The sequence below is a fragment of the Chryseobacterium turcicum genome, from assembly GCF_021010565.1.
GTDB lineage: Bacteria > Bacteroidota > Bacteroidia > Flavobacteriales > Weeksellaceae > Chryseobacterium > Chryseobacterium turcicum.
In genome coordinates, this window is the sequence record NZ_JAJNAY010000001.1 from 1,516,286 (window position 1) to 1,530,608 (window position 14,323).

Below are 14,323 nucleotides of genomic sequence, written 5' to 3' on the forward strand. Positions count from 1 at the left end.
TTTTGATTTTTTTTACTCAGCTTTTATATAATTCTCGCAGATTTTACCGATTAAAAACGAATAAATTAATCTGCTTATTTGACAAAATCTACGAAATAAATTATTTCATTTAAAACTAAACAAGCTCTAAGATTTCTGCTTAATTTTAATTGAGTAAATCTACAAATAGGATAAAAAATTAAATCTATTTTACCTGCATTATTTTTAACTTATCATAAAACTGTTCGCGGTAGCTGAGTCCTACAGGAATACTTTTTTTATTGGTTAGTATAATGACATGCTGTTCGAGGTAATTGATTTTATTGAGGTTGATGAAAAACGATTTGTGAACTCTACAAATGTGAGTAAGGTGCTTTAAATTTTCTTCAAAAGAAGCTAAGGTGGCGTGAATCATTATCATGCCATTTTCGGTGTGTAAATTAATATAATTGCGCATTCCTTCGATATAAATTAATTCTGCAGGATTGACTTTTATTAAACGTTTATCACTTTTTACGTAAAAACTACCATCAACTTTTTCTGAAGTCATGAGCGTTTGATTCTGCTGGATGGGGCTCAGAAATTGAGTTGCTTTTTGGATGCCTTTTGCAAAACGTTCTAAGGAAATTGGTTTAAGCAAATAATCAATAGCACTTTGGTCAAATGCATTTAGCGCATATTGATGGTAGGCAGTGGTATAAATAATTGCAGGAGGATTATTAAATAGAGTAACGAAATCTGTTCCGTTAATTTCAGGCATTTTGATGTCTAAAAAAATCAAATCGATGTCTTTGTTTTTATTGAGAAAAGCAATTAATTCAAAAACGTTATTACAAACACCTTCTAGCTGCAAAATATCAAATTTTGAAATATGATGAATCAGGACATCCTGAGCCAATTTTTCATCATCTACGACCAAACATTTTATTTTCGTCATTGCTCTATAATTTTATTTCAAGTGTTACTTTAAAAACATTATTCCTTTTTTCAATTTGAAACTGATGTTTAGAAGGGTAAATCAATTGAAGACGTTTGCGGATGTTTTCAATGCCAATTCCGCCAAGTTCTTTCCTTACCGATTCTTTAAAACTATTTTCACAGGTAAATATAAGGCTAATATCGTCGCAACTTAATGTAGCATTGATATATGAATGACCAATGGTAGAATCTGTACCATGTTTGAAAGCGTTTTCTATCAATGGCAATAAAAGCATAGGCGCAATTTTGACAGATTCTTTTACGTTTTCGTAATGAAAGGTGATGGTTGCATTTTCAGGCATTCTTACTCTTTCAATATCGATATAGGTATTCAGAATGTGTATTTCATCAGTTACAAATACTTCTTTTTCTTGTGCTTCATATAAAGAGTAGCGCAAAATATCAGAGAGTTTTAAAATTACATTTGGAGTTTCATCTGATTTTTTAAGAGATAAAGCATACAAACTATTCAGTACATTGAAAAGAAAATGGGGACTAATTTGAGATTTTAATAAGCTAAGTTCTGCAATAGTTTGTTGGGTTTGTATTTGTCTTTCTTTTTTAATTTTTAATAAAAATTGTTGAATGGCATACCCAATAACCATGATTCCCATCACAATAATAATTCCAGGTAAGGCATCGAAATAATATTGATACTTTTCTAAACCAGCTGGAGTAGAAGAGGTGGCTGCAAGTGGAGTAAAATCAATTAATTCTATAGTTGCAAACTTTTGGTATAACCAATGTAGGTATTGACCCAATATGAATGTTGTACTTATAATAACAGCGACTGCCGAAGCGCAGTACCATTGTATTTTTTTATTTCGTTGAAGTCTGGGGAGAAGCCAAAAGGTATTGAGCCATGCCGGAAAAAAGAGTAGAATATTGTAAAGTAAAATAAAACCTAAGGGAATATTTTTATCATTATTACTTGCAGCAGCTGAAAATATAAAGACGATAAACAGAAGATTTAGCAGTATTCTCAGAAAATTATATTTTTTCAATGGTTTTGTTTTATAGAATGGTAAAGTTAAATATTTTCATAAGCAGCATATTCTTTTTTACACCAACGGCTATTATTCATTGACGAACAGCAAGTAAATAATGTTCAAAATTGTTTGTCCACATTATCATACTGTTGGTCAAAAAAATGAAAAACGGTTGCAGAGTTATTCTTTCATTTGTACCAATAAAAATTAAACCATGAAAAGAATCTTTCTTTTGCTTATTCTAAATTTCTATGGAATTGCTTCAGCCCAAAATCCTGACTACAAAAAGTCGATTGACAGCTTGATGAATTATTTTCAGGAAAATAATACTTTTTCAGGGAGTGTTTTACTTCAAAAAAATGGTGAAACGATTTACAAGGGAGAATTTAACAAATTTCCAAAGGGTACCGATGGATATAGAATAGGGTCGATTACTAAAGTTTTTACTGCTGTAGTAATTTTTCAGCTTATTGAGGAAGGTAAACTGAAGCTTGATACAAAACTCAGCACTTTTTATCCATCTATTAAATATGCTGATGAAATAACCATCGGAAATCTATTGAGTCATACCAGTGGAATGTATGATTATCTGGAATGGGAAGAGTATTACAACCAAAAAAGCAGTACCTATACCAAAGAGAAGATGTTGCAACTCATAGAGCAAGGTAAGCCAGAATCTAAACCTAATCAAGAAAGCTCCTACAGCAATTCCAATTATACGATATTGGGATACATTATAGAGAATATTACAAAAAAGAAGTATTCGGAAAATGTAAAATCTCGTATTATTGAGCCATTAGGACTTCAAAATACGTATTACGAAACAGGGGAAACTGACAATTTTAAACGAAATGATTCCTATAAATTTGATGGAGAAAAATGGTCTAAAGAAAATGAAACGCACCCAAGTTTTACACTTGCTGCAGGGGCTATGGTTTCTACTACAGAAGACTTATCAAAACTAATGTCTGCACTTTTTAATGGTCAGCTGGTTTCAAAAAATTCTTTAGAGAACATGAAAAATACAAGTTTGCAGACTGCCATCGGATATGGATTGTTTAGAACTCCATTTTATGACAAAAACGGATTTGGTCATACCGGTAGAATTGATGAATTTCGGGCGGCTACAGTATATTTTACGGGAGATAATTTGAGCATAAGCATTCTTGCCAATGGAACCAGTATCAAACTGAATGATATCGTAATTGGAATAGCTTCAAAATATTATGGTACTAAATACAAAAGACCAAATCTTACTGCCTACCAAAGCGTAAATGCGCCAAATACACAGGTTTATACAGGTATTTATAGTGCAAGATTAGCTGGAATTATCAGTGTAGGAAAGTTTAAGCTCACACAGGCCGGTAAAAATCATTTATATATTGCCATGTACAATAATGAAAAAGATAATGCCAAAGAAAGTAGGAAGGCATTGCTGAAAAGAACAGGAGAAAATGAGTTCTATTCTTTCGATACCAATGCAAAACTCGAGTTTCTGCTCAATAAAAAAAGAGCGGTAACAGGGATAAAACTCACGCAAGGCAATAACTCAATCAATTGTAAAAAATTATAGCCATGTTAATAACAGAAGGAGAATTGAAAACCTGAATTTCCACAGAGTAAATTATAAATTAAACTACAAATTGATAGATGAATTTTTGGGAAAAAGGTCGTGTAAGTTTTCAATTTAAATAGAGTAAAGCTTTAAAATATGTCATTAATCTTAAAAAATGCTGATTCAAAATAATAATAATTAAATCAACAATAATGTAATTATTATGCTGTTTTTTTAGGGGATTCTCTCTTAATTCTCCTTAAGTAAGTGCTTTTTTTGCTAATTTAGTTTCTAAATCAGATGTGAATGATGATGAATTATTGATATTTTACTCGAAATAATTGCGTATGTCATTTCATTAGCTTACCTTTGTAGATAATAAGGCGAATAATGATTTAGTTTCTAAAAGATTCAGATATTAAATCAGAGGTTCATTTTTGTCATTAATTTTTAGGTGCTCTACCTTTTAAGAAGTTTGATTTTCACTCTTAAATTCTATACATCCATATTTTTCTTTCAAAAATTTATTATAATTTTGATATAAATCAAAATATCAGTATTTTTGAGTCTTATTTAACAGATAAAATAATTTTTTAATACACAATACAATGCAACAAGGAACAGTAAAATTCTTTAACGAAACTAAAGGATTTGGTTTTATTACTCCATCTACAGGTGGTCAAGACGTCTTCGTACACACTTCAGGTTTAGTAGACCAAATTCGTGAAAACGATGTAGTAACATACGATTTACAAAACGGTAACAAAGGGGTTAATGCAGTTAACGTTAAAAAAGCGTAACTTCAAATAACAACCATTATATGGTATATAGAGCAGGTAATTTATTTATCTGCTCTTTTTTTTGTTTTAATAGCTGGTATCTAAAATCAATCTGAGGGGAGACGTACTAATTTATCTTCCTCTAAAATTTAAGCATAAAAACTTATTTTAAGATAAAAAATGAGAGAGAGTTGTCAATTTGAAAAAAAAATGTGAAGCCTGTATTCATCAAGATTTCAAGCCTGCTACATTCTAAATTAAATCATTGGTAACCGCATATGCTAATGCTTCTGTGATATTACTAACATCAAGCTTTTCAAAAAGTTTTCTTCGATGCCATTTTACAGTGTCAGAAGATAAATAGGTCTTCTCTGCAATTTCAGGTATGGTGAGCCCTTGTAAATAGTATCTAAATACATCAAATTCTTTGTAGGTTAACTTTTTTTTGTTGGTTTTAATCCATTTTTCTTCTTTAAGATTATATAACCATAATATATCTGATGCTTCTGATGATATCTGAATATTTCCTGATGACTTTTTTAGCGATAATGATAAATTACAAATTGCCTTCTTGATATTGCCTTCATGATCAAGCTCAAAAGGTATCACTTTATAATTGAGTAATATTTTTCTTTTTTCAACACTTTTGATATGAGAATCAAAGTTGATGACATGCTTAGTTCTGTCGTTGATTGGAAGTTTATTGAAAAAAGGAATGACCGTTTTTTTTAGTGCATCAAGTATTTGGTGATCCTCTGATGCTGTTATTTTTCGAAGAAAACTTAAACCTGCTGTTTTTATATCTTGTATAGAACCTTCGGAGATGTAAAAAGGAAGATATGGAATGTAATCAATTTTTTTCTCAAGCAAATTGATGATAAAAATATTACCATGTATACCCTTTGTCATGGCTTCGAATATTTTTACTGTTTGATTAGCTAGAACATGATCTGATGCTTGATAACTTTCCTCCGGGAATAAGTGTTTTTTCATTAATATTTTTTTGGTATGATAAAACTACACTAAAGTGTAGAAATAATCTAATTATAATGATTTATTTTTATGAAAAATTAACACCATGTATAAAATAACCCTCCCATTTACTAATGTGGAAACCTGTTGCATTCATTTAAATATCTAGTTTAAGTGATTTGTTTTAAAGGTTATTTATTAATAAACTTTTTTAACAATGCATATGTTGGTAAAATATTGATTACTTCATCAATGTTTTTTCGACTATTAATTTAAAAACTAATCTACACCATAATTTATTAAACATGAAAAACCAAATTTATTTTGGTAGGATGCATCTTTTCAGATGTCTTCTACTTATTTGGCTTGTCTGCCCTTGGGTTGTGCAAGCTCAAATCGGAACTCACATCACTTCTAATTCTCAGGTTGGCTGTAAAGATTACCGGGGAGATAAAGAAGAACAGTATGATAATGGAGTGACATCCGAGCAGGTGATCCCTTCGCAATGTATTAAAGTCTGTGCAGGTAGTACTGTTACTTATACCGCCAGTGGTCAAAATATTGCCAATGTTCAATGGACGGCAGCAGGAGGTACAGTTGGTACGGTTTCAGGACCTGGAAACAGCGATGCTCAGATAACTTGGAATAGTTCACTTGGTAGCGGTTCTGTACAGGCGATTATTACCTATTCAAATGGTACAACAGAAAATCAAACAGTTTGCATTGAGAAAATTAATACGCCTACCGCTGAATTTCAAATGCTTAACCTTGATTATACCGTTTGCAAAGGTACTCAAATCTATTTTGATAACTTTTCTCAGGATAATGGGGGGGCAGAAATAGTGAGTTACTTTTGGGATTTTGGAGATTCAAATTCAACATCACCTACATCCACGGCTTTTGAGCCTTCTCATGCTTATAATCAGGCAGGGAATTATACTGTTTCATTAACAGTAACAAATAAGTGTGGTTGTTCGGATACCTTTTATAAAAAAATCGAAGTAACTCAATCAACACCTGTACAAATCAACTGTGCTTCTGTGGTATGTGAAGGAAGCTTAGAAAAATACAGCGTACAGGACGGATGTAAAGATGGAGAATGGAAAGTGATCGGGGGATCTATTGCTTCCAATAATGGTAATGAAATTGAGGTGAAGTGGGATCAAGTAGATCCTGCGGATGGATTTGGATATGTGATGTACAAATCTAAATGCGGATGTGAAGAATGGACGACCATAAAGATTCCGGTCATATTGTCGAACGGGCAAATACAAGGTCCGGCAACAGTTTGTAAAGACAAACAATATATCTATAAGTTACCGCAATGGCCAACAACAAATTTCCAATGGAATATGTCTGGTCCTTCAGGACAGCTGATTTATAATCAACAAAGAAACGAAGTGGTATTTCAAGCCTCTCAACCTGGGACTTATACGCTATGGTGTACCTACAGAAATACTTTGTTGCTGTGTGAAGGGTATGCTTCAATGACGATTACAGTTGAAGAGCCTGTTGTTGTAAGTGGAGGTACAGATGAAATTTGTGCAGGTACAAGCCAGACTTTCACTGCAAGCCCTAATGTTCCTGTGATATGGACAGTAACTGCAGGAGGTTCTGTGGTTTATAATTCAGCGCTTACTACACAGCCATTTACGTATCAGTTTGCAACAGCAGGCTATTATTCTGTAACAGCTGTAAAGCAAGGTGGAGGTTGCGAAAGTAATGCAAGATTTATAAAAGTTACCCCACCTCCGGCTGCTCCATCAGGAACAATTGTAGGAGATCACTTAGTGTGTTCTGGAAAACCTTATGTTTATACACTGAGCACAATTGATGCTGGTGTAGTTCCGGTATGGGAAGTGACGGGTGGCGTTATTCAGGGAAGCAATACAGGAAATTCTGTAACAGTTATCTTTAATGCAGGAACACCATCTTATACAATTTCTGTACGTAATCAATCTTTAAATGCTGCCAGTTGTATTTCAAATGCTATCACAAAGACTTTATCACCGATAGATTTAAGTACTATTTCAGTAAATCCTTCATCAGGAATATACTGTCCAAGTAGCTCTCAAACATTCACGGCTAACTTAAACGGTATTGTACCAGATACAATGGAATGGTATTTTGATGACGCTAACTTCGGAAGTTTTGCCAGTGGGCAGGGAACAGGAAGTGTTGCAATAAATTTTAATGAAATTTCTAATTTTAACAATGATACTATTTTACATTTAAAAGTGGTAAAATGTGGGGTAGAGAAAATCATTGATATTCCCGTGGCACTCTATACATTACCTGTAGTTAGTTTTGCAAACAATGGCCCGATATGTCTAGGTTCAAATCTTGTTTTTAACATAAACGAGGGCGGAATACCAGCTGGAACACAAATGCAGTTTAGCTTTCCTAATGGAAATATTTATCCTACGACTTCTAATGGTTCAGGACAATATTCATTTGTGAATAACAACTACATTCAAAATAATACCGGCGCTAATGTTTCGCAGACTGTGACAGTAACTTACACTGGGGCAAACGGCTGTAACTATAGCCCGACTGCAAGTGCAACGTTTACAGTGTTTCCACAAACTTTTATAACCATTTCTCCGGTCTATAATATTGTTGTTTGTGATCCGTCAACGATTACTCCTTATACGTTGACAGCTAATGGATCGACTGGGCTTACCAATACACAAGCATGGGTATGGCATCATAATGTACAAGGAATTGTAGGTTATGGACCGAGTTATACACTTTCTGGATCAAATATTTTTGGAAGTTATTATGTTGAGGCAATTGATCAAAACGGTTGTGTCGTTCGCTCTCAAGAAGTAAAAGTTACGCAAGATTGCTCTACGAATGGTTGTACTGCCAATCCACAAATTTCTTTTACTCCAACATGGACGGGTTGTAATACGATTAATGTAAGCAATGTAAGTTTCATAGGTACTCCTGATGAGATCCAATGGGGAAGTGACGGCGTGTTAAATCTATCATCAGGACAAGGAACTCTTTCACCGGTTTACACTACTACCTTAGCTGGTGCACATATCGTTTTTCTTAAATTAAGATATGGTAGCTGTTGGTACAGTGCAGGATATGAGGTACAGAAAAAGTATGAACCTAAATTTAACATCAGTACAGTTTGTAACGGAAACGGTTACACAGTTACGCTTCACAATACTTCAACAATTTTCGCTATTAATACTTCAACAATCAATTATCAGTTTAGTGGAGGTGGACAGCCTTCCCAAAATGGCGAAACAGCGACGTATAATCTAGCGCCTGGTACTTATACATTTACAATGACGATGCAGGGAGGAGGTTTCCCAGTTTGTACAACAACGCAGACTATAACATTAGAACCTTTGCCTTCTACAAATATTTCTGTTCCAAATAAAGCTTGTGAGGGAGAGGTAATTACTTTACAAGTACCTGGAGTCTATTCTCCGAATAATGTGTATACTTGGTATTATGATAATACTTCTTACGTGACTTCAGCATTGAATGTGCAGTTGACATTTAACTCTTCAGGGTCTAATAGTATTCAATTAAAAATTAAAACTCCAAACGGGTGTGAATTCTTATCACCTGTTGAGGGTATTTTAATTAATTCAAATAATATGTTAGGGAATTTTTTCCCTTTTAACCCAATTGGATGTGTAGGGAATGGTTCTACAATAAACTTCTTCTCGACAACTTCATTAACTCCAACATCTTATATTTGGATGAATGGATCGCAAGAAGTATTAAATGCACCTAATGCACCTTCATTTACTCCAACGGAATCTGGTACCTATTGGCCAGTTTTAGTTTCTGCACAAGGATGCAAATCGTATGATATGAGCAGTAGTGCAGTTTCAGTTACTTTGCTCAATGCACCATATGTCAATATATCGGCAAAATCAAATATTTGTGCAGGTCAGGCACTTACGCTTACAGGTATCGTAACTGATAATAATTTAGAATACAGATGGGGAATTAACGCTCCAGCAAGTGGATCATGGATTTCATTACCTACTGCGGGTCCTATCGTTCTATCAACTGTACCTCCGGGTGCAGGTACTTATACTTATACATTGGAAGTTCGTCCAATGGGAACTGTAAATGGATGTGTAGGCTCTAAAAGTTTTGTTGTAACGGTAAGTAATCCGCCATCTGCTCCTACAATTAGTTCTACCATTCAGGGATGCCAACCTTACAAAGTTTTGTTGACGGCTTCAGGACCTTCTACAGGACAGTACAATTGGAGTAACGGAATGTCTGGTCAGTCGATAGAGGTATATGAAGGGGGAGCTTATCAAGTGACTTACACAGCACCTAGCGGTTGTAAAGTTTCTAATCAGGTTCAAATTCCTCTAAGTATAGAAAGTCTGATGTGGGTATTCCCTACGGGATGTTATGATGAATGTAGAGGAGACCGCTATATTATCGGCCCAAAAGGAATTTTTGATAGTCATCACTGGCAAATGTTCGGAAATAATATTCAGAGTGGGGTAAATGACTTTATTTATCCGTTGTCTATGAATACTGCAGGAACATATCAATTGCAAATCAATCAGTTTGGATGTAGTGTTACATCAGGAGCAATGAATTTCTTTCCTGGTATTGATTGTGGTATAGAGCCAGAATGTAAATTTGATGCTCATGTGGAAGGGATGAAGTGGAATGGAGACCATTTTATATTATTAGGAGTAATCAATAACTATTCTGGTCAGCCGATGACGATTACTTTGTCGAGTATCTACGGCTATGGCAGTTATATTCCTTCAGTAATTACCATTCCGGCAGGAGGCACATATGATATGTTTACCAATCCTATCGCATTCTACCCTAATGGAACGTTCCCTGGTGGAGCAGACGAAATTCTTTTCGATGCCGGAAATGGATGTAAGTTTGTCACAAAGGTTGAGATTCCTGATTATATCAATAAATCGTCTAACCCGAAGTACCTATCTTCTACCGTTTCTGAATCGTTGATGAAAATATTTCCTAATCCTGCGAAAGAAAAAGTAACAGTTTCTTTCAATACAGGTAATGAAAAGGAAAAAGCAAAACAGATTCAGGTCTTTGATGCTAGAGGAACAGTGAAATACACTAAAGAGCTAAAATCTTCTTCCGGTGAAATGGAAATTCAGATTGATGATTGGCTTCAGGGCGTTTACATTGTCATCATCCATACTGATGGAAAAGCATTACAAGGTAAGCTAATTAAGAAATAATCAATAAAAAATGCAGTGTTTTGAAAATAGACACTGCATTTTTACAATTATTTTATTAAGTTTAAAAAACAATTACAAAATATTATAATATGCAAAAATCTTTAAAGAATTTGTGCACACTTTTCTTGATGTTGCCAGGATTATTTATCAGTCAAACATACCAATGGCAATGGGCAAAACAGGCGGGGGGACAAACAGGGTCTGTAGGCTCAGGTTTTGATTATCTTAGTGATGAATCGATTCGGGACATTGTTGTTGATAGTAACAATAATACATACTATTTAGCAAAAATCTGGAATCAAGGACAGAATGTTGACGGTATCTCTGTGCCAAACTATGGAAATAGTGATTTAATTCTCTACTCTACGGATTGCCAAGGTCTTTTAAGATGGAGTACTGTAATTGGTGGGTCTGGTAATCTAGATTCTGCATGGAATATTGAAGTAGATAATAGTGGAGGTGTATATATTTTAACAAGTTTGTGGAATGAGGGATATTCATATCAGGCAGGTACTATTCCTACACATTTAGATAATAATCAATTATTACCTGCTATTTCTGCAATGGATGCGACTACGCCTGATGCGGGATTTAAAACATCCTATCTTCTAAAATATAATTCTTCCAACGGGAGCTTAGTTTGGAACAAACCTTTACAAGGTGACGTGAATTTTCTTCTTCGTCAAAGCGATTCTCAAATGATGTATATGGATTCTTCGAAGAATATACATGCCATTTTGGGGTTTAAAGCAGGAACACATTTAGATGGTCTTATAACAGTGCCTTCAAGTTATACAAATACTTATCAGTACTATCTAGTAAAATTTAATTTTAGTAATGGTAATATGGTGCCCGCAACTCCTATTATTTTACCGATAATTGGTAGCTTATACTCTGGAGTAGAACATGGTAAAATAAATTTAGTTTTCGATGAAACACTCAATCGATATTATTTAGCAGGTACAAGAGGGAGCTCTGGAAACCTAATTGATTTTTCGTTTAACAATATTCCTGTTACTAAAGAAGCTTATCTCATTGCTTTTAATATCAATGGAAATACGGTGTCAGAAGCTTGGAGAAAAGAAATCGAAGCAGGGAATACTAATTCGGATGAAGAAATTCATTCTATTATCAAAGATGCCAACACCTCTGATATTTACATATCTGGTCGTTATTTTTCTATAAATTCATCAGCCACCTTGGGAAGTTATACATTCCCGAGCATATCTTACAATGGACATATACCTTTTATCGTAAAACTTAATTCTTCGGGTGTTGTACAATGGTCTAAGATTGCTGACGGAGCACCAGGTACGGTTGGAAATACAACTTACGGCTTCATGAAAGGCAGAATTGTTCAAAATGGAAATGAGATAGGTTTTGCACACGGAAGTTGGGGAAGTGGTTGGGGAAACTATAATATGGTAAGGCCTAGCGGAGATCGTGCTGACCCTATTCTCGTTAGACTAAATAAAGACTCAGGTTCAGTGTTGGAAGTTGCTGATGTTCTTAGTAATTACAATACTGTTGACGAGTTTACTGCAATAGCTGTTGATAACGATGGTAATTATGTTTTAGGAGGTTTTTTCCATCAGCAGTTGTTTACGGATGCTAATGATAATATACCTACGATGGCTCTTAATGTTACAACAGGTAAGTCTCAGAATTTCTTTACAAAGTATGCTAAATCAGTATGCAGTAATTTATCCGTTGAAGAAACGGCTTTAGAGGCAGGTTTACAGTTCTATCCAAATCCAGTTCAGGATGTGCTTAGTATAAAAAGTAAAAATAAACTCGAAAATTTTGAGATGTATTCTTCCACAGGTCAAAATATTAAGCGAGGAAATTTACAGAATACCAATGCTCAAATTAATATGAGTGGATTGACTGCAGGAGTTTATTATGTAAAAGTAAAAACTGAAAACTCTGTGGTTACAGAAAAGATTATTAAAAAGTAATGAAATTGCATTTAGAATGAAAAAATCTTTAAAGAATTTGTGCACACTTTTCTTCCTATTGCCAGGATTATTTATCAGTCAAACGTACCAATGGCAATGGGCAAAACAGGCAGGCGGTCAAACAGGGTCTGTAAGCTCGGGATTTGATTATATAAATGATGAATCGATAAGGGATATCGCTGTCGATAGTGACAATAATACCTATTATTTGGCAACTATTTGGGCACAAAACCAAAATTTAGACGGCACAGCGGTGACAAGTTATCATCAGAGAGATTTATTTTTGTTTTCTACCGATTGTCAGGGAAATATAAGATGGTCGAGAACAATTGGTGGTACCGGAACATCTGAACATGCCTGGAATATTGAGTTGGATAATAATGGAGGCCTATATATTATGACCAATATTTTTAATCAAGGTTACGCTAATCAGCCTAGTTCGATAACGACTCATTTTGATGATACTCATACTATACCTTTAATTACTGCAACAGATAATAATACAGTTGACCAAGGGGTTAAAACCGGGTATCTCTTAAAATATAATACAACCAATGGAAATTTAATTTGGTCTAAACCTTTACAGGGAGATGTGACAATGGCATTACAACAATGTGATTCACAAATGATGTACATGGATTCAGCTAAAAATATCCATGCTATTTTAGGATTTTGTGCAGGAACCCATTTGGGAGGATTAATAAATGTACCTTCAACTTACACATCATCCTATCAATATTTTCTAGTTAAATTTAACTACGACGGTGGAAATATGACCCCCGCATCAGCAGTTTTACTTCCTATCACAGGATTCGTAAGTGCCGGAATGTTTAACGGTCATGTGAATATGCTTTATGACGACACAATAAACCAATATTATCTAGCTGGTAAACGGAGAGCAGGGTCATATAGTTCTTTAGTCGATTTCTCTTTTAATAATATTCCCGTAACGAAAGAGGCGTATCTCATAGCATTTAGTGTAAATGGTACTACGGTCTCAGAAGCTTGGAGAAAAGAAATTAATACTGGTCAATCATCACCAGACGATGAAATCCATTCAATCATTAAAGATACTAACTCCTCTGGTATCTATATTTCAGGGCGCTATTTTTCAGATGCCGGAGCGTCTGTTTCATTTGGTACTTACACATTCCCTCCTGTATCTTACAATTTGCAGAGACCTTTCGTAATGAAACTGAATTCTAGTGGAAATGTTCAATGGGCAAAAATAGCAGATGGGATTCCTGCAGCAGTGAACAGTAATGGCTACCGTTTTATGAAAGGCAGAATTGTTCAAAATGGAAATGAGATAGGTTTTGCACACGGAAGTTGGGGAAGTGGTTGGGGAAACTATAATATGGTAAGGCCTAGTGGAGATCGTGCTGACCCTATTCTCGTTAGACTAAATAAAGACTCAGGTTCAGTGTTGGAAGTTGCTGATGTTCTTAGTAATTACAATACTGTTGACGAGTTTACTGCAATAGCTGTAGACAACGATGGTAATTATGTTTTAGGAGGTTTTTTTCATCAGCAGTTGTTTACGGATGCTAATGATAATGTACCTACGATGGCTTTAAATGTTACAACAGGTAAGTCTCAGAATTTCTTTACGAAGTATGCTAAATCAGTATGCAGTGGTTTATCCGTTGAAGAAACGGCTTTAGAGGCAGGTTTACAGTTCTATCCAAATCCAGTTAAGGATGTGCTTAGTATAAAAAGTAAAAATAAACTAGAGAGTTTTGAAGTGTATTCTTCTGTAAGACAAAATGTTTTAAGAGGAAATTTACAGAATACGAATGCTCAAATTAATATGAGTGGATTGACCGCAGGAGTTTATTATTTAAAAGTAAAAACTGAAAAATCTGTGGTTACAGAAAAGATTATTAAAAAGTAA

The 14,323-nt window shown here is 34.4% G+C and carries 8 protein-coding genes; 5 read left to right on the forward strand and 3 right to left on the reverse strand.

Annotated elements, in window-relative coordinates; translation table 11 throughout:
• Nucleotides 1–184 precede the first annotated feature (184 nt).
• Both LO744_RS06920 and LO744_RS06925 read right to left on the reverse strand, forming a co-directional pair.
• The gene (locus tag LO744_RS06920) at nucleotides 185–916 is read right to left on the reverse strand and encodes a LytR/AlgR family response regulator transcription factor (protein ID WP_230668337.1); all 732 of its coding nucleotides are present in this window, start codon (nucleotides 914–916) and stop codon (nucleotides 185–187) included.
• Nucleotides 917–920: 4 nt separating this feature from the next.
• Nucleotides 921–1,961 carry a sensor histidine kinase gene (locus LO744_RS06925; protein ID WP_230668339.1) on the reverse strand — a complete coding sequence of 347 codons (1,041 nt, stop codon included), beginning with the start codon at nucleotides 1,959–1,961 and terminating at the stop codon, nucleotides 921–923.
• Between the two features lie 199 nt (nucleotides 1,962–2,160).
• On the opposite strand from LO744_RS06925, the gene LO744_RS06930 reads away from it, so the two are divergent.
• Together LO744_RS06930 and LO744_RS06935 are read left to right on the forward strand one after the other, a co-directional pair.
• Complete coding sequence (locus LO744_RS06930) at nucleotides 2,161–3,519, forward strand: serine hydrolase domain-containing protein (RefSeq protein ID WP_230668341.1); 1,359 nt, start codon at nucleotides 2,161–2,163, stop codon at nucleotides 3,517–3,519.
• 590 nt (nucleotides 3,520–4,109) lie between these two features.
• Entirely contained in the window at nucleotides 4,110–4,301 is a 192-nt protein-coding gene (locus LO744_RS06935) for a cold-shock protein (RefSeq protein WP_230638224.1), read from the forward strand.
• Nucleotides 4,302–4,532: 231 nt separating this feature from the next.
• On the opposite strand, the gene LO744_RS06940 is transcribed toward LO744_RS06935, so the two are convergent.
• On the reverse strand, nucleotides 4,533–5,273 hold the full coding sequence (locus LO744_RS06940) for a response regulator transcription factor (RefSeq protein WP_230668343.1): 741 nt from the start codon (nucleotides 5,271–5,273) through the stop codon (nucleotides 4,533–4,535).
• 284 nt (nucleotides 5,274–5,557) lie between these two features.
• Between LO744_RS06940 and LO744_RS06945 the strand changes: the two genes are divergently transcribed.
• The 3 genes from LO744_RS06945 (at nucleotide 5,558) to LO744_RS06955 (ending at nucleotide 14,323) form a co-directional block, all read left to right on the forward strand.
• Nucleotides 5,558–10,471 carry a PKD domain-containing protein gene (locus LO744_RS06945; protein ID WP_230668345.1) on the forward strand — a complete coding sequence of 1,638 codons (4,914 nt, stop codon included), beginning with the start codon at nucleotides 5,558–5,560 and terminating at the stop codon, nucleotides 10,469–10,471.
• A gap of 89 nt (nucleotides 10,472–10,560) precedes the next feature.
• Nucleotides 10,561–12,429, forward strand: coding sequence for a T9SS type A sorting domain-containing protein (locus LO744_RS06950; RefSeq protein WP_230668347.1), 1,869 nt, complete (start codon nucleotides 10,561–10,563; stop codon nucleotides 12,427–12,429).
• Nucleotides 12,430–12,445: 16 nt separating this feature from the next.
• On the forward strand, nucleotides 12,446–14,323 hold the full coding sequence (locus LO744_RS06955) for a T9SS type A sorting domain-containing protein (RefSeq protein WP_230668349.1): 1,878 nt from the start codon (nucleotides 12,446–12,448) through the stop codon (nucleotides 14,321–14,323).